This is a genomic window from Micromonospora sp. CA-248260, assembly GCF_050942205.1.
GTDB lineage: Bacteria > Actinomycetota > Actinomycetes > Mycobacteriales > Micromonosporaceae > Micromonospora > Micromonospora antibiotica.
Genome location: NZ_CP192021.1, coordinates 333,503 through 351,997, shown reverse-complemented (window position 1 = coordinate 351,997; position 18,495 = coordinate 333,503). Strand labels below are relative to the sequence as shown.

The window sequence follows — 18,495 nt, the reverse complement described above, 5'->3', positions numbered from 1 at the left end:
AGCGACACCGCAGGCGGGACGCGGTCCCGGCACCCGGCCCGACCCCACCACCCCAGGTCGACACGTAGCCGTTGGTCGCCGACCCGCACCCGACGACGGGGGTGACGTCGACCTGCCGATCGGTGCGACGGGTGTGACGGTGCGTGGTGCGGCTTGGCACCCGGGCGGTCGCGGTAGAGGATACGGGGGTGTCAACGGAGCCGGGGGCCGGGACAGACGCGGGACGGGACGAGCACGTCCGGCGCGTCCGACTGCCCGCCGACCGGCGCACCCCGGCCGCCGCCCGCGCCGTCGTCCGCTCCGTGCTCGCCGAGGCGGACCTCGACGAACTGCTCAACGAGGCACTGCTGCTCACCACCGAACTGTCCACCAACGCCGTCGAGCACGCCCGCACCGAACTGGACATCGAGGTCGTCGCCGACCGGATCGGCCTGACCGTCACCGTCTCCGACTTCGCCGCAGGGCCGGTCGACGAGCTGATCGTCGGCAGCCGCAACGACACCGACGAGATCGGCGAGGTCTCCGCCCGGGGGCGCGGGCTGCTGCTCGTCGACCACTTCGCCAGCCGCTGGGGCACCACCTACCTGCCCACCGGCAAGGGGGTGTGGTTCCGGCTGGACCGCCACGGCGACCACGGCGGCGGGCCGCTGTCCCCGTACCCGCCACCCGGGCAGGCCGAGAGCGACCTGGCGACCACCGCACCGAGCGCCGCAGCGATGAGCGAACTGACCCAGACCAGGCCCGACCCGTACGCCGACGAACCGCTGCCCGAGTTCGCCACCGACCTGCTCACCCGCGTCGCCGAGATGGTGGGCGCGGCCGGCGGGGTGATCCGGCTCGACCGGGGCGAGGGAGAGGGCCCGCAGGTGCTGGCCCGGTACGGCCGCCAGCCGCGCGCCGGCAACGAGCTGCTCCGGGTCCCGCTGGCGGTGCACCGACCGTACGGTGGGGAGTTGGAGCTGGACGCGGCACCGTCGGCGTACGCCCGGCCGTTGGCCGTACTCGCCGCCGAACGGCTCTCGCTGCACCTGGAGAACGACCGGCTGCGCCGCGCCGACGTCCGCCGCTCGGCCTGGCTGACCTTCCTCGCCGAGGCCAGCGAACTGCTCGCCCAGTCGCTCGACGTGGACCTGACCATGGCGCTGATCCCGCAACTGGTGGTGCCCCGGCTCGGCCAGTGGTGCGCGGTGCACACCACCGACGAGTGGGGCCGGCTCAAGCTGGCCGCGTGCAGCCACGCCGACGAGTCGGTCCTGCCCCAACTGCACAAGGTGCTGGAGGAGTCCGGGCCGGACTCGGTCCAGGCCCGGCTGCGTGAGGCGTCGCGAACCGGGTCCCAGGTGCCGCTCGGCGGGCCGATGGAGGGCTTCGCCGTGCCGCTGGTCGTCCGCAGCCAGAAGCTCGGCACGCTGGCCGTGGGCCGGCACCAGCGCCACCGGCACGACGCCGACGAGGTGGCGGTGCTGGAGGACGTGGCCCGGCGGGCCGGCCTCGCCATCGAGAACGCCCGGATCCACGCCGAACGGCGTCGGGTGGCGCAAACCCTCCAACAGTCGCTGCTGCCGCCGGTGCTCCCGGTCGTCGAGGGCGTCGGCTTCGCCGCCGAGTACGTCCCGACCGGGGACGAGGCCGAGGTCGGCGGCGACTTCTACGACGTGGTGCCGCTGCCGGACGGGCGCTGGCTGGTGGTGGTCGGCGACGTGTCCGGCAAGGGGGTGCAGGCGGCGGCGGTGACCGGGCTGGTCCGGGACGTGATCCGGGTGCTCGTCGGGGACGGCAAGCCGCTGCCCGAGGTGCTGGCCCGGCTCAACGACACGCTTGTTGAGCGCGGCGGGGGACGCTACTGCACGCTGGCCCTGGCGGCGGTCGGGCCGGCCGACGGCGACGGGCTCGACGTCTCGCTGCACCTGGCCGGGCACGACCGACCGGTGCTGTTGCACGGTCCCGGCGGGGCGAACTTCGTCGGGACCGGTGGAACCGCGCTCGGCCTGCTCGACTCGATCACCTCACCGGCGGAGGAGATCCTGCTCGCGCCGGGCGATGCGCTGATCTTCTATACCGACGGGGTGACCGAGCGGCGACGCGGCCGGGAACTCTTCGGCACCGAGCGGCTGCGGGAGGCCGCCGCGCCGCTGGCCGGCTACTCCGCCGACGTGGTCGCGGCGCGACTGCGGGCCACCGCGATCAACTTTTCGGTCGAGTCACCCCGCGACGACATCGCCATCCTGGTGCTGCGCAACGACGCCCTCTCCTGATCCACTCCCGATCACCTCGACACCCAGAGGCCACCGGGGTTGGTCAGGGGCCACCGGGGTTGGTCAGGGGCCGCCGGAGTTGGTCAGGGGCCGCCGGGGTTGGTCAGAGGCCACCGGGGGAGGCCGCCGGGGCTGGTCAGAGGCCGCCGGGGAGGCGGCCGGGGGCGAGCCGGCGGTGCGGGTCGAGGTGCTCCTTCGCCTCCCGCAGCCGGGGGATCACCGCCGCCTCACCCCACACGTCGACCTCACGGCGGACCGCAGCGGGAGCGGCGACCACCACGCACCGGCCCCGGCGGGCGAGCAACACCCCCCGGACGGCGGCCAGGATGCCGGCCACCCGGTCGACGGGGAACGATCCGGGCAGCGCGGCGTGCACCACACCCGCACCGGCGCAGCCGCGTACCGACAGGGGTGTGCCGGCGGCGTCGCGCAACGCGTAGACGGCGGCGTGCAGATCCTTGGCCGGGGCCTCGACCCGCAACGCGGTGTCGCCCGGGCCGAACGGGTAGCGCCCCCACCAGGCCGGGGCGAACGGGGCGACGCTCGCCGCGCCACCGAGCACGGCCAACAGGCGGTCGGCCCGCTCGGCCACCTCGGACCGGTCACCCTCCAGCAGGATCGCCAGCTCACCGGCGCTACCCCGGGCGGGCGGCGGATCGGCCCGCCGGCCGGACATCGCGGGATGGTTGGCCCGGGCCGCCGCCTCGGCGGCGGACATCGGTCGACCGGGCGGCCCCGACGTCGCGCCCGACGCCGGGGCGACCGCCCGACGCGGCGGGGACCCGGTGGCCGGCAGGTCCAGCTCGACGGCCGCCGGGTCGAGGTCGGCGGCGAACACCGCCCGCACCAGGTCGTGCACCTCCAGCGGGCTCCACACCGGTCGGGACACCCAGACCTGGCTCGCCGGCAGCGCCTGCGCGTGCAGCGTCGCCGAGACGAGCACGCCCAGCCCGCCCTGCGAACCACAGAGCAACCGGCCCAGGTCGAGACCGACGGGTGCGCTCACCCCGGACAGCTCCGCAGCGCTGCGGCCGGCACTGACCAGCTCACCGTCGGCGTCCAACCACCGCAGGCCGACGAGCTGCGCGCAGGGGGTGCCGTGCCGGTGCCGCAGCGGACCGGACTCGTCGGCGGCGAGCACCCCACCGAGGGTGGCACCGGGGGACGGCGGGTCGAGGGCCAGCCGACGGCCGGCACGTTCCAGGGTGGCCTGCACCGCCCGCAGCGGGGTGCCGGCACCCACCTCGACCACCGGGGAGGCCGCCGGCTGGTGGCCGACCCCGGCGAGCCGGCCGGTGTCGAGCATGATGTCGACCCGGGCCGGCGCGGCACCCCAGTCGATCTTCGTGCCCGCGCCCCGGGGCACCACCGAAAGGTCGTGCCGGGCGGCGAGCCGCAGCACCTCGGCCGCCGCCCGGGGCCCACCCGGGACGGCCACCCACCGGGCGAGCCGGCCGGCGACCTCGTCGGCCGCGCCCGCGAACCGGGCGAAGGACGGACCGCAGATCCCGGCCAACCGGCGGGTGATCTCCGCTGCACCGCTCGAACCCGCTGGCGTCGACATGACAGCCATCGTACACATGTTCTAAAGAGGTGGGTGGTGGTTCGACCGCGCCGCGCAGCGCGACGGGCCGGTAACGTGGCGGCGTGACCACCGAGACCACCCCGCCCGTCGCCCGACAGGTCCGCGCGGAGCGCACCCACCACGGCGACACCGTCGTCGACGAGTACGCCTGGCTGGCCGCCAAGGACGACCCGGCGACCATCGCCCACCTGACCGCCGAGAACGCCTACACCGAGCAGCGCACCGCGCACCTGGAAGCGTTACGCGGCACGCTGTTCGCCGAGACGAAGCAGCGCACCCAGGAGACCGACCTGTCGGTGCCCACCCGCAAGGGCGGCCACTGGTACTACACCCGCACGATCGAGGGCCAGCAGTACGGCGTGCACTGCCGCCGCGCGGTCCGCGACGACGAGACCGACCCGCCGGTCAGCGCGGACGGCGCCCCGCTCGACGGCGAAGAGGTACTGCTCGACGGCAACCAGCTCGCCGAAGGGCACGACTTCTTCTCCCTCGGCGCGTTCGACGTCAGCCCCGACGGGCGGTGGCTGGCCTACTCGACGGACTTCTCCGGCGACGAACGCTTCACCCTGCGGATCAAGGACCTGAGCACCGGCGAACTGCTCGGCGACGAGGTGCCCGACACCTTCTACGGCACCGCTTGGTCGGCCGACGCGACCGTGCTGTTCTACATCACCGTCGACGAGGCGTGGCGACCCAACCGGGTGTGGCGGCACACCGTCGGCACCCCGTCGGGCGAGGACGTGGTGGTGCATCTGGAGGAGGACGAGCGGTTCTGGGTGGGCGTCGAGCTGACCCGATCCGAGCGGTTCGTGCTGATCGACAGCACCAGCAAGGTCACCAGCGAGGTGCGGGTCATCCCGGCCGACAACCCGACCGGCGAGCCAGCGGTGATCGCCCCGCGCCGGCAGGGCGTCGAATACAGCGTCGAGCACCACGGCCACCGGTTCCTGATCCTGCACAACGACGGCGCGGAGGACTTCGCGCTCGCGTACACCTCGGCGGACGCCCCCGGCGACTGGGTGCCGCTGATCCCGCACAGCCGCGGCACCCGGCTGGAGTCGGTCGACGCGTTCGCCGACCACCTGGTCGTCTCGCTGCGCAGCAACGGGCTGACCGGGCTGCGGGTGCTCCCCGTCGGCGGCGGCGACGGCCACGACATCGAGTTCCCCGAGCCGATCCACAGCGTCGGGCTGGACGCCAACCCGGAATACCGCACCCGGCAGCTGCGGTTCCGCTACACCTCGCTGGTCACCCCCGACTCGGTCTACGACTACGACCTGGTCACCCGGGAACTGACGCTGCGTCGCCGCAAGCCGGTGCTCCCCGGGCCGGACGGGCGCGCGTACGACCCGGCCGACTACGAGCAGCACCGCGAGTGGGCGCTCGCCGACGACGGCACCCGGGTGCCCATCTCGCTGGTCTGCCACCGGGACACCCCACGCGACGGCTCCGCCCCCGCCGTGATCTACGGGTACGGCTCGTACGAGGCCAGCATGGACCCGTGGTTCTCGGTCGCCCGGCTCAGCCTGCTCGACCGGGGCGTCGTCTTCGCGGTGGCGCACATCCGGGGCGGCGGTGAACTGGGCCGCCGGTGGTACGACGAGGGCAAAATGCTGGCCAAGAAGAACACCTTCACCGACTTCGTGGCCTGCGCCCGGCACCTGGTCAAGGCCGGCTGGACGGCGGCCGACCGGCTGGTCGCCCGGGGCGCCTCGGCCGGTGGCCTGCTGATGGGCGCGGTCGCCAACATCGCCCCGGACGCGTTCACCGGGATCGTGGCGCAGGTGCCCTTCGTGGACGCGCTCACCTCGATCCTCGACCCGTCGCTGCCGTTGACCGTCACCGAGTGGGAGGAGTGGGGCAACCCGCTCGCCGACCCGGAGGTGTACGCGTACATGAAGTCGTACACACCGTACGAGAACGTCACCGCCGCCGACTACCCGGCGATCCTGGCGGTGACCAGCCTCAACGACACCCGGGTGCTCTACCACGAGCCGGCCAAGTGGATCGCCCGGCTGCGGGCGGTGGCCCCGCAGGGCGACTACCTGCTCAAGACGGAGATGGGTGCCGGCCACGGCGGCCCCAGCGGCCGGTACGACGCCTGGCGCGAGGAGGCGTTCATCAACGCCTGGATCCTCGACCGGCTGGGCCGCGCCTGACCGCCGCCACCGGTCCCCGCCGGGCCGGGGCGGGTCCCCGGGCCGGCCGGGACCGGCGGGCCGGCAACGCTCGGCGGGTCGGCCCGGGACCGGCGGGCGGTTGCCGCTGCGCACCGGCTGATCGCGGTCAGCCGGTGCGGAGTTCCTCGACGGCGGTGCTCATCCGCAGGAAGAGCAGACCGACACCGACCGTGACCAGCACGGCGACCAGGGCACCCGCGCCGACCCAGGCGAGTTGCGCCCACGGCAGCTCGGGTGTCACCACGACCTCGGGCACCCACACGGTGCGCAGGGCCGACGGGTCGGCGCACCGCACGGCGTCGCCCGTGCACACCTGGAAGGAGTGCGCCCCGTAGGTGCGTGGGCGGCCCGCGACGCCCCAGATGAGCAGCAGGCCGCCGGCGAGCGCCACTACGATGGCCGGCACCGCCGGGGCCAGCGCCTGCCACCCGACGGACCTGCCGATGACGCTGCGGGGGACCCCGGAGGCGACCAGCGCCGCGTACGTCCGGCGGCGGGCGACGATCCCCTCGACCAGGGCGACGACCAGGCCACCGGCGGCCAGCGCCACGGCCAGCTGGGCGGCCCGGTCGACCAGGTCCATCGTGTTCAGGTAGAAGTCGTCACTGCCGGCCAGGCCCTGGCCGGTGGCCCGGTTCGCCGCCATGTCGGCGATCATCGAGGCCCGGAGCCCGGCCGCACCCGCCCCCACGATCACCGCCGCCAGCAGGGCGGCCAGGGTCCGGCTGCCGGCCCACGGGTCGGCGGTCAACCGACGGGCGGCCAGCAGCACGGCCGCCCCGCGACCCCACCGGTGCAGCAGCCGCCCGGCCGTGTACGACAGCCAGCCGGTGCCGACCACCACCCCGACCAGCGCGGCCAGCGCACCGCCGGCCATCAGCGCCGGCTCCAGCAGCGCCGGTGGGTCCTGAGCACGGTCGGCGTACCACCTGTTGATCGGGGCGAGCAGGCCGAACGCGGCCGGCCCGGCCACGATCAGCAGCCCGGCCCACGGCCTCGGGGCACGTTCCCGGCGAGTCCGCCGGACCACGCCGAGCGGGGTCGCGGTGACCCGGCGCAGCAGGACGACACCGACCAGCCCGGCCAGCACCGGCAGGCCGAGCACCACCGCCGCGATCACCGGCGGCGCCGGCAGCACGTCGGTGGGCAGCGGCAGCAGCCCCCGGGCGTCGGGCCGGTGCAGCAGCACCCGGCCCACCAGGTACGTCCCCAGCCCGACCAGGGTGCCGAGCAGGCTGGCCAGCCCGGCCTCCACCGCGACCAGCCCGGTCACCTGCCCGGGGTGGCCCCGGCCAGCCGGAACGCGGCGAGTCGCCGGTCCCGGGCCGGGGCGCCGAGCCGCACGCACTGCCCGGCCAGGGCGAGCACCGGCACGGCGAGCAGCAGCAACGCGACCGCCGTCCCGCCGCGCAGGCCCGGCTCGCGCAGCAGCGCGTTGGTGTACTGCTCGGAGTTGTTGCTGCCCCGTCCGCCGGGTGGGGTCGGGATGGCCAGCACGGTGAGGGCGGCCAGCCCGGCGAGGCTGGCCAGGGCGGCGCTGAGCGCGGTGAGCACGACCCGGGCGGTGTCGGTGCGGTTGCCGGCCAGGGCGAGCCGCAGCGCGACGCCCGGCCTCACCGGGGGTCCGCGCCGGGGCCGGCCGCCGGGAGCGGGACGAGGGTTTCGTCCAGGCCGAGGCCCGTCGGGTCGACCACGCCGTCGCGGAGCATCACCTCGCGGTCGGCGTACGCGGCGATCCGGGGTTCGTGGGTGACCAGGACGATGGTGGTGCCCTGCTCCCGGGCGAGCTGGACGAGCTGGGTGAGGACCTCCTCGCCGCTGAGCGTGTCGAGGGCACCGGTCGGCTCGTCGGCGAAGATCACCCGGGGCCCGGTGACCAGGGCGCGGGCGGTGGCGCAGCGCTGCTGCTGCCCGCCGGACATCGCGCCGGGGCGCACGTCGGCGAGGTGCCCGACGCCGAAGCGGTCCAGCCATTCGCCCGCCGCCCGCCCTGCTTCTCGCCGCCCCGTGCCGGCGAGGAGCAGGGGCAGGGCGACGTTCTCCGCCGCGGTCAACTCGGGGACGAGCTGACCGAACTGGAACAACACCCCGAACTCGGTACGGCGCAGCCGGGACCGCGCCGCCTCGGGCCAGGTGTCGATCCGCTCGCCGTTCCAGCGCACCGCCCCCTCGTCGGGGCGCAGGATGCCGGCGAGGCAGTGCAGCAGGGTGGACTTGCCGCAGCCGCTGGGTCCGGTCACGGCGACGATCTCGCCGTCGGCGACGTCGAGGCTGACGCCGCGCAGGGCCGGTGTCGGGCCGTACGACCGGGCCACGTCGCGGGCCTGGAGTCGGCTCACGGGTGCACCTCCCGGTGCCAGTCGGCGACGCGGGCCAGGGTGGTGCGCAGCCACCTCAGGTCGGCGTCGAGGTGAGCGACGGCGTAGTCGACGGCGACGACGTCATCGAGGGTGGTCGAGGGTGCCGTCTTGACGGCGGTGAGTTCGCGCAGCCGGTCGGTGTGCGCCCGCGCCTGGGCGATCAGGTAGGACCGGGCCGCGTTGAGGTCGGCGACCAGCAACGCCACCGCGACCTTGGTGAACAGCGCGCTGGTCACGTACGGCATGGGTGGCTCGACGGCGGCGAGCCAGCCGGCGAGCGCGGCCCGGCCCTGGTCGGTGAGCGCGTAGGCGGTCCGGTCGGGGCCGGCCTCGCGTTCCTGACCGGCGGTGACCACCAGGCCGTCCCGTTGCAGGCGCCCCAGGGTGGCGTAGACCTGGCCGAAGGCGAGCGGCTTGGCCCGGGGCAGCCGGGTGTCGTGGGCGCGCTTCAGCTCGTAGCCGTGCCGGTTGCCGGCGGCCAGCAACCCGAGCAGCACGTGCGACGTGGACACCCGGCCAACTATTCATCTAGTGAATAGTCGATGTCAAGCAGCCCTCCAGGCCGGATCGCGACCGGTACGGCCGAGCAGCCGGTCCAGTTCGGTCCCGTCCGCCCCGACCGGCACCTCCGCGCCGAAGGCGCCCATCTGCCGGCCCATCGGGCCCATCTCGTCCATGAAGCCGTGCAGCGCCGCGATGCTCTCCCGCGCCGGCTGGTACGGCTGGCCGGTGGCCCGCGCCAGGTCCCAGCCGTGCACCACCAGGTCCACCACCCCCATCAGGCCGATCGTCGACCGGGGCAGCCCCATCGCCGGCGCGACGCCCTCCTCGCTGGCCGGGTCGTCCCAGGCCACGACGAGCTGCTTCACCTCAGTGGCGAACCGGTCCCGCCAGCCCGGCTCGGCCACGTGATCGGTCTTGACCGACCAGTCCGTCTCCTGCCCGGCGGCGAGGCGTTGGAAGTTGACCGCCACGTCGTACACGTGGTTGATCAGTCCGCGGACGTCGTACTCCGCGCACGGGGTCGGCAGGTCGAGTTGGTCGTCGCCGATCGCCCGGACCAACTCCACGGTCCCCGGGGCGGCGGCGGCCAGCAGCTCACTAGTCTTCGTTGGCATACGGCCAGCGTATGAAGGTGGTCTTGAACGAATGCGACAGCCACGCGCGGATGACCGGGGCATCCTCGATCCGGCCCGGCTGCGCCGGGAGCTGCGGTTCCGGCGGCACCTGCCGGCCCCCGCGCTGCGACCGTGGGTGGAGCACTACTGGCTGGCCGACTGGGCGCTGACCGCGCCGTTCACCCAGCAGGTGGTGCCGCACCCGGCGGTCAACGTCGTCTTCCGGCAGGATGCCGGCGGCCCGGAGACCGCCGAGGTGGCCGGGGTCGGTCGGCGGCTGTTCACGGTCACCCTGACCGGCACCGGAACGGTCAGCGGCATCCAGTTCCGCCCCGGCGGCTTCCGCCCGTTCTGGCGTCGCCCGGTCGCCGAACTCACCGACCGGGACGTCCCGCTCCGCACCGACCCGATCGCCGCCCGCGCCGCCGGGTCGACCACCCCCGGTGCCGCCGCCACCCACCCCGCTGGCCCGACCACGCCCCGCGCCGCCGGGTCCGCCGTCGCGTCACCCCGCTGCGGGGGTACGGACGACGAGCGCCGGCGGGCGTTGGACGCCTTCCTGCTCGCCTGGGCGCCACAGCCCGACCCGGCGGCGGCCGAGGCGATCGCCCTCGCCGAGTCGATCCGCACCGACCGGAGCGTGCTGCGGGTGGACGACCTGGCCCGCCGGCACGATCTCTCCGTCCGGCGGTTACAGCGGCTCTTCCTGGACCACGTCGGCGTCGGCCCCAAGTGGGTGATCCGTCGCTACCGCCTGCTGGAGGCGATCGAACAGGTCGTCACCGGGCTGCCCGACTGGGCCGCCCTCGCCGCCGACCTCGGCTACAGCGACCAGGCCCACCTGGCCCGCGACTTCGCCGCGGTCACCGGTCACACCCCCACCGGCTACGCCCGCTCCCTGCACTGATCCCCACCCACGTCCGAGCCAGCGACCCGCACCGGACGGCGTCGGCCCGACGGGCGCGGAGAGCAGGCGACCGCTTCGCCGCCGGCCCGGCCGCCGGGTCGCTCAGCCCGCCCGGTGGGTCGCTCAGCCCGCCCGCCGGGTCGCTCAGCCCGCCCGGTGGTCGACCGACGACCCCACCGCCCGGACCAGTCCGGGACCACACCGGTGGTCAGCTCACCGTGTGAAGCGTTCTCGTCGCCATGGCCGCAGGAACTCTCCACGATCCTGGTCCCCACTTTTGGCGATCCCAGCACCAAGCAGCCCCACCCCCTGGCGATAACGATGAGTAACATCAGCCGCCACCCCCCCATCTCCCCACTCCGCATCCTTTGCTCTGCTGCCATCGAGGCGACAGCTACTCACCGTTTCAGGCTGGAAGAGCGACCCACCTATGGCGATTTTCAAAGTTGCAGCTCAGCGCGCTGTCGCGGATAAGGCAGCAGAGCAAAGGATGGAGAGGGGAGTAATTCGAGGTTGGCCCTTAGCTACGGTGAGTGACGTCAGGAGTCGGCCCGCTGCCGAGCACCCTCAGTAACCACGACAGCGGTTGGGATTGGGGGGACCTCGGTGGCTCGGTCGAGCCGGCGGACGACCGCCCGGGGGCCGGATCGGGAGTCGGGGAAAGCAGTCGGAACCACTCAGCGGCGGCGGACCGCCACCACCGCGACGTCGTCGTGGATCTCCGGCGGGGCCAGCTCGACCAGCAGCCGCTGGCAGAAGCCGTCCAGGTCGTCGTCGACCACCGTCGCGCAGGCGGCCAACGCGGCCAGACCGTCGTCGATGGTGGTGTCCCGCCGTTCGATCAGCCCGTCGGTGTAGAGCACCAGCGTCGCGCCCGCCGGCAGGGTGAACTCCAGATCCTCCGGCCGGTCCGCGCGCACCCCCAGCAGCGGGGCCGACTGCTGCACGTACTCCACCCGGCCGTCCACCGTCACCAGTGCCGGCAGGTGCCCGGCGCTGGCCAGTCTGATCCGGCCCGTCGACGGGTGCAGCAGCAGGATGCACAGGGTCGCCAGTTCGTTGCGCAGCAGCGTACGCATCAGCACGTTGAGCCGTTCCAGGATCACCCCGGGCTGGTGCCCCTCCACCGCGTACGCCCGCATCGCGTGCCGCAGCTCGGCCATCACCGTCGCCGCGTGCAGCGAGTGGCCGGCGACGTCGCCGATCGCCACCAACAGGTGCCCGTCGAGCATCACCAGCTCGTAGAAGTCCCCGCCCACCTCGGTCTGCGCGCTGGCCGGCTCGTAACGCACCGCCAGGTCGAGGCCGGCCACGTCGGGCAGCCGTCGGGGCAGCAGGCTCCGCTGGAGGGTCACCGCGATCCGGTGCTCCTCGTCAAAGGAGCGCTGCGCCTCCACCGCCGAGGCGACCGCCTGGGCGAGCTGCACCAGCACCGGCGTCCGGGCGGTCTGGGTGGCGGTGGGCACCACCACGTAGAGCGGGGCGCGGTCCTCCCGCAGCTTGGCGGCGGCCACGGTCACCGTGTCGCCCGCCGGCCAGCGCACCAACCCCCACCCGTCGGGGGCGTCCACCCGGACGGTCGCCCCGGTCGGCACGCCGGTGTCGTCGACCACCCACGGTACGACCTCCGCCGTCGCGCCCGGACCGGCGGCGACCCCGGCCAGGCAGTCCCCGTCGAAGGTCTCCGCGACCACCGCCGCCGGGCTGCGGAAGATCTGCGCCGCACCGGCCGCCGCCTCCTGCAACAGGCGGGTGAAGGTGGACGCGGCGTGCACCGCCACGGTGGTGTCGGCCAACCCGGTGAGCCGCTCGGCGAGCAGCTCGGCCCGCGTCCGCGCCTGGTAGTAGCGCAGCACCGCGTGCGCGGTGGCCACCAACTCCTCCGGCTCGATCGGCTCGGCCAGGTAGGCGTCCGCACCCCGGGTCAGTCCCTGGGTACGGTCCACCACGTCGACGGCGTGCGCGGACACGTGGATCACCGGAATGGCCGGGTGGTCCGCCTTGATCCGTTCGCAGACCTCGAAGCCGCTCAGGTCCGGCAGCCGGACGTCGAGCACCACCAGGTCGATCGGGTCCACCCCGACCCGGGCCAGCGCCTCGGTGCCGTTCTCCGCCTCCCAGACCGTGAAACCGGCCCGGGTCAGCCAGCTCACCAGCAGGTAGCGCTTGGTGGGGCTGTCGTCGACCACCAGGATCGTCGCCGGGACGCCGGCCACCTCACACCCCCGCCACGGGCAGGTCCACCGTGAAGCTGCTGCCCCGACCCGGCTCGCTGGTCAGCGCCAGGGTGCCGCCAAGCAGCGTCACCAGCCGCCGCGCGTACGGCAGACCGAGACCGGTGCCGCTGCGCCGGCTGGTCCCCGGCACCTGGTAGAACTCCTCGAAGATCCGTTCGTGCAGCTCGGCGGGGATGCCCGGCCCGGTGTCCGAGACGCGGATCCGCACCCGGTCGTCGACCCGCTCGGCGCACATCCGCACCTCACCCCGGTCGGTGAACTTCACCGCATTGTGCAGCAGGTTGCGCAGCACCTGGGCCAGCAGCACCTCGTCCGAGCGGAGCTCGGTGCCCGGGGGCGGCTCCTCCACCACCAGCTCCACCTCGGAACGCAGGGTGAGCGCCCGCAGTGTCCCCCGCAGCTGCCCGAAGACCGCCCGCAGGTCGACCTGCACCCACTCCGGCTCGATCCGGCCAGCCTCCGCCTTGGCCAGGTCAAGCAGGTCGTTGACCAGGGAGAGCAGGTCGGCTGCCGAGGACCGGATCAGCTCGACCTGCTGGGCCTGCTCGGCGGTGAGCGGGTCCGACGCGGAGTCGGTCAGCAGCCGCCCCAGCCCGATGATCGCGGTCACCGGGGCCCGCAGCTCGTGGCTGACGTTGGCCAGGAAACGGCTCTTCGACTCGCTCGCCGCACGCAACTGTGCCGACTTCTCGTCCAGCTCCGCGTAGAGGGCCACCACCCCCCGGTTGGTCTCCTCCAACTCCTCGGAGAGCTGACCGTAGAGCGCCATCACCCCCCGGTTGGTCTCCTCCAGCTCGGCGTTCAGCACGGCCAGCTCGTCGCGCTGGCTGCGTACCTCGTCGAGAGCGGCGATGAGCTGCCCGTTCTGGGTGGCCAACTCGTCCAGGGCGCTGGCCGGGGCGCTGGTGCCCAGCTCGGCGCGCAGCTCTGCCAGGCGCGGCGGGGTCAGCGCAGCAGCGGCGGCCGGGACACGTCGGGACATCCTCACGACGGTATATCCCGCCGCCTCCGCCAGCCCCAGGGTGTCCACCAATCGCGCCACCGCGCCGGACTGCGGCTCGTACCGGTTGCCCGGCAGCGGACGCAACGGGGCGAGGTCGACGCTGAGGAACCGCCGCCCGTCCGGCTCCGTGACGAGGGCGAAGCTGACGTCCGCGCCGTCCACGGTACGCAGCAGGTCCCGGGCCACCTCGCTGAGCGCGGTGGCGAACCGCACCTGGTCCTGGTGCTCCAGCCCGATCGCCGCCGCGACCTCCCGGCCCCGCTGGCGTACCCCGAAGATGTCCTGTTCCACCCGCAACGCCATCCGCAGGAGTGGCTCGCGGGCGGTCACGACGGAGTTCTCGCGACCAGCACGCAGGCGTCGTCCCGGCGGATTCCGGCGTCGCGCAGCAGGGTCGCCGCGACGACCACCGACGCCCGCCCGGTCAGCCCCGGATAGTCCTCGGACCGCCACCGGTCCACCACCCCGTCGCTCTGCATCACCAGGGTCGCGCCGGCCGGGAACGGGTAGTCGTACTCACGCACCGTCGGACGTTGGTGGCCGGCGATGCCGGGCAGCGACACCAGCCCCCGGCGGGTGCCGTCCGGGGCCAGCACCGTCCCGGCGATGTTGCCCAGCCCGGCGTAGCGCAGCAGACCCGCCGCCGGGTCCAGCTCCGCCACCGCCAACGCGGCCCCCCGGGTGTGCGACATCGCGCGGTGCAGGTGCGTCACCACGGTGGCGGGCGGACCGGCCGGCGCGACCCGGAAGGCGGAGACGGCCGCCTCGGCGGCCACGTTGGCCAACGGCCCGTGGCCCAGCCCGTCGCAGACCAGCACCTGGTGCCGCCCCTGTTCGGTACGCATCGCGTGGCTGTCGCCGCTGACCTGCTCGCCGGTGATCGGCCGGGTCAGCCCCGCCGCCCAGGCCGGCGTGGCCCGCACCTCCTTCGCCCACACCTGCACCGCGAAGACGGTGCCGCGACCCGGCCGGGACCAGGCGTCGTACCAGCTGGCCTGGCGGGTGATGGCACCGAGGCCGATGCCCAGGGTGCCGGTGGTGGAATGGCCGTCGCGGGAGGAGACGGTCAGGTCGGCCATCCCGGGGCCGGAGTCGACCGCGATCAGCTCCACCCCGGCGGCGTCGCCGGTGCGCACCGGGCGCAGCAGCAGGACACCCTCCTGGGCGTGTTTCACCAGGTTGCTGGTCAGCTCGGCGGCGACGATGGCCAGTTCGGCGACCCGGTTCTCACCGAGGCCGAGCTGCCCGCCGAGACGCTCCGCCGCGCGTCGCACGGTGCTGGCGGCGCTGCCGCTCTCCACCCGGTACCAGTGGCCCGCGTCCGGCACCACGTCGTGGATCATCGGGACCACTTGGTGACGGTGATCCGGGTGCCCTCACCGGGGGCGGTCTGGATGTCGAAGTCGTCGACCAGTCGACGGGAGCCGCTGAGGCCGAGGCCCAGGCCACCGCCGGTGGTGTAGCCGTCGGTGAGGGCGAGACCCAGGTCGGCGATGCCCGGCCCGGAGTCGGCGAAGACGATCCGCACGCCGCGCCGCCGGCCGTCCTCGACGACCGTCACCTCGGCGGTGCCGCCACCGCCGTAGATGAGGGTGTTGCGGGCCAGCTCACTCGCGGCGGTCACCAGCTTCGTCTGGTCGACGAGGGAGAGTTTGACCGCCACCGCCACGGTACGCACCAGCTGACGGACCCGGACGACGTCCTCGTCACTGCCGATCGCCTGGGTCTTCGGGCCCAGGTCGACTCCCGCGGTCATGACGATGTCGCCGCCGTCCCGGACTCCACGTCCTCGGGGTCGTCGTCGTACCCGAGGTCGTCGTCGCGGGTCGCCGCGATCAGCTCCATGCCCCGCTCCACGTTCAGCGCGGTGCGGATGCCGTTGAGCGACAGGCCCAGCTCGACCAGGGTGATGGCGACCGCGGGACGCATCCCGACGACCACCGTCTCGGCGTCGAGCACCTTGGAGATCGAGGCGATGGTGGAGAGCATCCGGCCGACGAAGGAGTCGACGATGTCCAGCGCGGTGATGTCGATGATGACGCCGTGGCAGCCGGTCGCGACGATCCGCTCGGCCAGGTCCTCCTGGAGGGTGACCGCCGTCTGGTCGGACATGTCGATCTGGATGGAGACCAGCAGGATGTCGCCGATCTTGAGGATCGGCACCCGTTCCATCACGCCTCCCGACGCGGGTGACGGCGGGACGTCTCCACCCCGGTGAGCCGCAGCACGTGCCGCAGCGCGTCGGCCAGGCTCGCCTTGGTGGCGATGTCGCCGAACTCGATGCCGAGCGCGACGATGGTCTGCGCGATCTGCGGGCGGATGCCGGAGATGATGCAGTCGGCGCCCATCAGCCGGGCGGCCACCACCGTCTTGAGGATGTGCTGGGCGACCTGGGTGTCGACCGCCGGCACGCCGGTGATGTCGATGATGGCGTACGGCGAGCCGGTGTCGACCAGGGTCTGGAGCAGCCGTTCCATCACCACCTGGGCGCGGGCCGAATCGAGGGTGCCGACCAGCGGCACGGCGACCACACCGTCCCAGATCTTCACCACCGGGGTGGAGAGTTCGAGCAGCTGCTCGGCCTGGTCGGCGATCAGCCCCTCGCGGGTCTGCACGTAGGTCTCGAAGGTGAGCAGCCCCATCCGGTCGACCAGGCCGGTGAAGTCAACGACGTCCCGCAGCGACAACTCCACGCCGGCGGTCTCGGCCAGCTCGACCAGGACGTCCTTGAAGGCGTAGATGCTGGTCGCGGTCTCGGTGGCGGTGAAGCTCTGCCGGGCCCGGCTGCGGGACAGGTCGGCGAGCACCGCCCGCAGCTCGCCCGCTGCAGGGTCCTGGAGGTCGGCCAGGCCGGCACCGCCGGCATTGATCATGCTAGCGTGCAGCTCCTGCACCTGGAGGCGTAGCTCGGCCTGGCTGAGCCGACCGCGCAGCGAGGCGGCGACGACCTCGGTCCACCGTTGCACCACCCGCTCGCCGTGCCCGGTCAGTAGCTCGACGAGTCGGTCGCCTCCGTCTGCGGTCAACGCCATGGTTACCTCCTGTGAGCTGGGCCGGCCGGACTCTATCACCGGAGGCAGACCCGGTAGTTGCCCCGCGGCAAAGGAATGATCGGTCCCACCGGAAGCGCTCCCGTTCTGCGTGTCCCGCTGTTCGTGGGATACCGTTCCACCAATAACAGGAGGTCTGAATGTCCCTGACGGTGCACACGGAACAGCGCGGCGACGTCGTCGTCGTGTCGGTCGCGGGCGAACTCGACATGGCGACCGCACCGCAGTTGCAGGACCAGATCACCGACCTGCTCGACAAGGGGCGCAGCCGGCTGGTGTTCGACCTGGCCGAGGTGTCGTTCTGCGACTCGACCGGGTTGTCGGTCTTCGTCCGGGCCAAGAACAGCTGCGACGAGGCCGGCGGCGTGGTCCGGTTGGCCGCCCCGCAGCGCGGCGTGCTGCGCATCCTCGAGGTCAGTGGGCTGGTCGAGGTGCTGCACACCTACCCGACGGTCGACGAGGCCGTCGCGGGCGATCCCACCCCCGCCTCGTCCTGACCGGTTTCCTCACCGCTCGTCCTCGATGAACCGGGGACGAGCGATCACCATGCCCGCGGTCGTCTGCACCGCCAGCGCGGCGAGCAGGAAGCCCATCGGCGCGGTCCACCCACCGGTCGCCTCGTAGAGCACCCCGACGAGCAGCGGCCCGAGCGCGGCGATCACGTATCCGGTGCTCTGCGCGAAGGCGGACAGCGCCACCGTGCCGTCGGCGGTGCGGGCCCGCAGGCCGATGGTGGTCAGGATCAGCGGGAACGCGCCCTGGCCGAAGGCGAGCAGCAGCACCCACAGCAGCGCCCCGTCCCGGGGTGCGAGCGCCAACCCCAGGTAGGCCGCCGCGGAGAACGCGGTCAGCCCGAACACCAGCGGGCGCAGCGTCCGGAGCCGACCGGCCAGCGTCGGCATCAGCAGGGCGACCGGCACCCCGAGCGCGGTGACCCCGGCGAGCAGCAGTCCGGCGCTCTCCGGCCGGAAGCCGGCGTCCCGGAAGAGCTGGGCCAGCCAGCCCATCACCGCGTACCCGCTCAGTGACTGCGCGCCGAAGTAGACCGCCATCGCCCAGCCGAGCCGGGTGCGGGCCGGCTGGACCCGGGTGCGGACGGCCGGGCCCGCCGTCGGGGGCGCGGTCCGTCGGGCGGCGCGCGCCCGCAACGCCAGCGGCACCCACGGGAGTACGGCCACCGCCGCCAACGCCGCCCACACGCCCAGCCCGGCCCGCCAGGAGCCGAAGGCGTGCGCCACCGGCACGGCGGAGGCGGCGGCCACCGTCGTACCCGCCGTCAGGGCCATCGTGTACGCCCCGGTGACCAGCCCGGTGCGGTGCGGGAAGTGCTGCTTGACCAGCATCGGCAGCAGGATGTTCGCCACCGCGATGCCGGCCAGGGCGAGCGCGCTGGTGAACACGAAGATCGCCGCCGAGTCGGTGACCACCCGGAGCACCTGACCGACGGTGAGGGCGAGCATCGCCACCACCAGCACCCGGGCTGCGGGCCAGCGGCGGATCAGCCACGGGGTGAGCGCGCCGAGACCGGCGAAGGCGATGGTGGGCAGGGTGGTGACGAACCCGGCCATCGTGCCGGAGAGACCGAGCCCGGTGCGTACCTCGTCGAGCAGCGCGCCGAGGCTGGTCACCGCGGCCCGCAGGTTGAGCGCGACCAGCAGCATCCCGACCAGCACCAGCGCGCCGCCGGTGGCCGGCGACGGGGCGCGGTGGGCCGGCCGGTGGGCGAGCGGTTCGATCGGCGCCTCGACGGCGGGTGCGGTTGGCGGGGTCATGACCTCGAACCTACAATCATGGGATGAA

17 protein-coding genes are annotated in these 18,495 nt (G+C 73.7%); 4 read left to right on the top strand and 13 right to left on the bottom strand.

Going from position 1 to position 18,495, the window contains the following annotated elements:
* Window positions 1–188 precede the first annotated feature (188 nt).
* Complete coding sequence (locus ACQP2H_RS01720; protein ID WP_433230652.1) at window positions 189–2,255, top strand: SpoIIE family protein phosphatase; 2,067 nt, start codon at window positions 189–191, stop codon at window positions 2,253–2,255.
* A gap of 136 nt (window positions 2,256–2,391) precedes the next feature.
* Here the strand turns inward: ACQP2H_RS01720 and ACQP2H_RS01715 are convergent, their stop codons facing one another.
* The gene (locus ACQP2H_RS01715) at window positions 2,392–3,828 is read right to left on the bottom strand and encodes an FAD-binding oxidoreductase (RefSeq protein WP_433230649.1); all 1,437 of its coding nucleotides are present in this window, start codon (window positions 3,826–3,828) and stop codon (window positions 2,392–2,394) included.
* A 74-nt stretch (window positions 3,829–3,902) separates the two neighbouring features.
* Here ACQP2H_RS01715 and ACQP2H_RS01710 point away from each other — a divergent pair, with 74 nt between their 5' ends.
* On the top strand, window positions 3,903–5,999 hold the full coding sequence (locus ACQP2H_RS01710; RefSeq protein ID WP_433230646.1) for a S9 family peptidase: 2,097 nt from the start codon (window positions 3,903–3,905) through the stop codon (window positions 5,997–5,999).
* 127 nt (window positions 6,000–6,126) lie between these two features.
* On the opposite strand, the gene ACQP2H_RS01705 is transcribed toward ACQP2H_RS01710, so the two are convergent.
* From ACQP2H_RS01705 to ACQP2H_RS01685, 5 genes are read right to left on the bottom strand one after another with little or no spacing between them, the layout of a single operon-like run.
* Window positions 6,127–7,293 (bottom strand): FtsX-like permease family protein, encoded by a 1,167-nt coding sequence (locus ACQP2H_RS01705; protein ID WP_433230643.1) that lies wholly within the window; start codon window positions 7,291–7,293, stop codon window positions 6,127–6,129.
* Window positions 7,290–7,637, bottom strand: coding sequence for a hypothetical protein (locus ACQP2H_RS01700; RefSeq protein ID WP_433230641.1), 348 nt, complete (start codon window positions 7,635–7,637; stop codon window positions 7,290–7,292). The genes ACQP2H_RS01705 and ACQP2H_RS01700 overlap by 4 nt, the downstream gene beginning before the upstream one ends.
* The gene (locus ACQP2H_RS01695) at window positions 7,634–8,359 is read right to left on the bottom strand and encodes an ABC transporter ATP-binding protein (protein WP_433230638.1); all 726 of its coding nucleotides are present in this window, start codon (window positions 8,357–8,359) and stop codon (window positions 7,634–7,636) included. Before ACQP2H_RS01695 ends, ACQP2H_RS01700 begins: the two co-directional genes overlap by 4 nt.
* The gene (locus ACQP2H_RS01690; RefSeq protein ID WP_204958604.1) at window positions 8,356–8,892 is read right to left on the bottom strand and encodes a PadR family transcriptional regulator; all 537 of its coding nucleotides are present in this window, start codon (window positions 8,890–8,892) and stop codon (window positions 8,356–8,358) included. The genes ACQP2H_RS01695 and ACQP2H_RS01690 overlap by 4 nt, the downstream gene beginning before the upstream one ends.
* A gap of 33 nt (window positions 8,893–8,925) precedes the next feature.
* Window positions 8,926–9,498: a TIGR03086 family metal-binding protein gene (locus ACQP2H_RS01685; RefSeq protein WP_219465756.1), complete on the bottom strand. Its 573-nt coding sequence runs from the start codon at window positions 9,496–9,498 to the stop codon at window positions 8,926–8,928.
* A gap of 31 nt (window positions 9,499–9,529) precedes the next feature.
* Here ACQP2H_RS01685 and ACQP2H_RS01680 point away from each other — a divergent pair, with 31 nt between their 5' ends.
* Entirely contained in the window at window positions 9,530–10,405 is an 876-nt protein-coding gene (locus ACQP2H_RS01680) for a helix-turn-helix domain-containing protein (RefSeq protein ID WP_208565444.1), read from the top strand.
* A 677-nt stretch (window positions 10,406–11,082) separates the two neighbouring features.
* Here ACQP2H_RS01680 and ACQP2H_RS01675 read toward each other — a convergent pair.
* Genes ACQP2H_RS01675 through ACQP2H_RS01650 form a run of 6 tightly spaced genes read right to left on the bottom strand, consistent with a single transcriptional unit; the run spans window position 11,083 to window position 16,677 of the window.
* The gene (locus ACQP2H_RS01675; protein WP_433230634.1) at window positions 11,083–12,621 is read right to left on the bottom strand and encodes a SpoIIE family protein phosphatase; all 1,539 of its coding nucleotides are present in this window, start codon (window positions 12,619–12,621) and stop codon (window positions 11,083–11,085) included.
* A 1-nt stretch (window position 12,622) separates the two neighbouring features.
* The gene (locus tag ACQP2H_RS01670) at window positions 12,623–13,948 is read right to left on the bottom strand and encodes an ATP-binding protein (protein ID WP_219470578.1); all 1,326 of its coding nucleotides are present in this window, start codon (window positions 13,946–13,948) and stop codon (window positions 12,623–12,625) included.
* Between the two features lie 23 nt (window positions 13,949–13,971).
* Window positions 13,972–14,988 (bottom strand): SpoIIE family protein phosphatase, encoded by a 1,017-nt coding sequence (locus ACQP2H_RS01665; RefSeq protein WP_219465743.1) that lies wholly within the window; start codon window positions 14,986–14,988, stop codon window positions 13,972–13,974.
* Window positions 14,985–15,401: an anti-sigma regulatory factor gene (locus tag ACQP2H_RS01660; protein WP_219465741.1), complete on the bottom strand. Its 417-nt coding sequence runs from the start codon at window positions 15,399–15,401 to the stop codon at window positions 14,985–14,987. The genes ACQP2H_RS01665 and ACQP2H_RS01660 overlap by 4 nt, the downstream gene beginning before the upstream one ends.
* Window positions 15,398–15,817, bottom strand: a complete 420-nt coding sequence (locus ACQP2H_RS01655) for an STAS domain-containing protein (RefSeq protein WP_219465738.1) — start codon at window positions 15,815–15,817, stop codon at window positions 15,398–15,400. Before ACQP2H_RS01655 ends, ACQP2H_RS01660 begins: the two co-directional genes overlap by 4 nt.
* Window positions 15,817–16,677 (bottom strand): STAS domain-containing protein, encoded by an 861-nt coding sequence (locus ACQP2H_RS01650; protein ID WP_433230629.1) that lies wholly within the window; start codon window positions 16,675–16,677, stop codon window positions 15,817–15,819. Before ACQP2H_RS01650 ends, ACQP2H_RS01655 begins: the two co-directional genes overlap by 1 nt.
* Before the next feature lie 158 nt (window positions 16,678–16,835).
* On the opposite strand from ACQP2H_RS01650, the gene ACQP2H_RS01645 reads away from it, so the two are divergent.
* A complete protein-coding gene (locus ACQP2H_RS01645) occupies window positions 16,836–17,192 on the top strand; it encodes an STAS domain-containing protein (RefSeq protein ID WP_067310147.1) in 357 nt (118 codons plus the stop codon).
* A gap of 9 nt (window positions 17,193–17,201) precedes the next feature.
* On the opposite strand, the gene ACQP2H_RS01640 is transcribed toward ACQP2H_RS01645, so the two are convergent.
* Window positions 17,202–18,356: an MFS transporter gene (locus ACQP2H_RS01640; RefSeq protein ID WP_357533341.1), complete on the bottom strand. Its 1,155-nt coding sequence runs from the start codon at window positions 18,354–18,356 to the stop codon at window positions 17,202–17,204.
* Window positions 18,357–18,495 lie beyond the last annotated feature (139 nt).

Bases quoted from the DNA above. Each gene is read 5' to 3' on its own strand.
- ACQP2H_RS01660 (WP_219465741.1), bottom strand. From the start codon at position 15,401: ATGACCGCGGGAGTCGACCTGGGCCCGAAGACCCAGGCGATCGGCAGT.
- ACQP2H_RS01640 (WP_357533341.1), bottom strand. From the start codon at position 18,356: ATGCTGCTGGTCGCGCTCAACCTGCGGGCCGCGGTGACCAGCCTCGGC.
- ACQP2H_RS01645 (WP_067310147.1), top strand. From the start codon at position 16,836: ATGTCCCTGACGGTGCACACGGAACAGCGCGGCGACGTCGTCGTCGTG.
- ACQP2H_RS01685 (WP_219465756.1), bottom strand. From the start codon at position 9,498: ATGCCAACGAAGACTAGTGAGCTGCTGGCCGCCGCCGCCCCGGGGACC.
- ACQP2H_RS01715 (WP_433230649.1), bottom strand. From the start codon at position 3,828: ATGGCTGTCATGTCGACGCCAGCGGGTTCGAGCGGTGCAGCGGAGATC.
- ACQP2H_RS01655 (WP_219465738.1), bottom strand. From the start codon at position 15,817: ATGGAACGGGTGCCGATCCTCAAGATCGGCGACATCCTGCTGGTCTCC.
- ACQP2H_RS01680 (WP_208565444.1), top strand. From the start codon at position 9,530: ATGCGACAGCCACGCGCGGATGACCGGGGCATCCTCGATCCGGCCCGG.
- ACQP2H_RS01650 (WP_433230629.1), bottom strand. From the start codon at position 16,677: ATGGCGTTGACCGCAGACGGAGGCGACCGACTCGTCGAGCTACTGACC.
- ACQP2H_RS01665 (WP_219465743.1), bottom strand. From the start codon at position 14,988: ATGATCCACGACGTGGTGCCGGACGCGGGCCACTGGTACCGGGTGGAG.
- ACQP2H_RS01670 (WP_219470578.1), bottom strand. From the start codon at position 13,948: ATGGCGTTGCGGGTGGAACAGGACATCTTCGGGGTACGCCAGCGGGGC.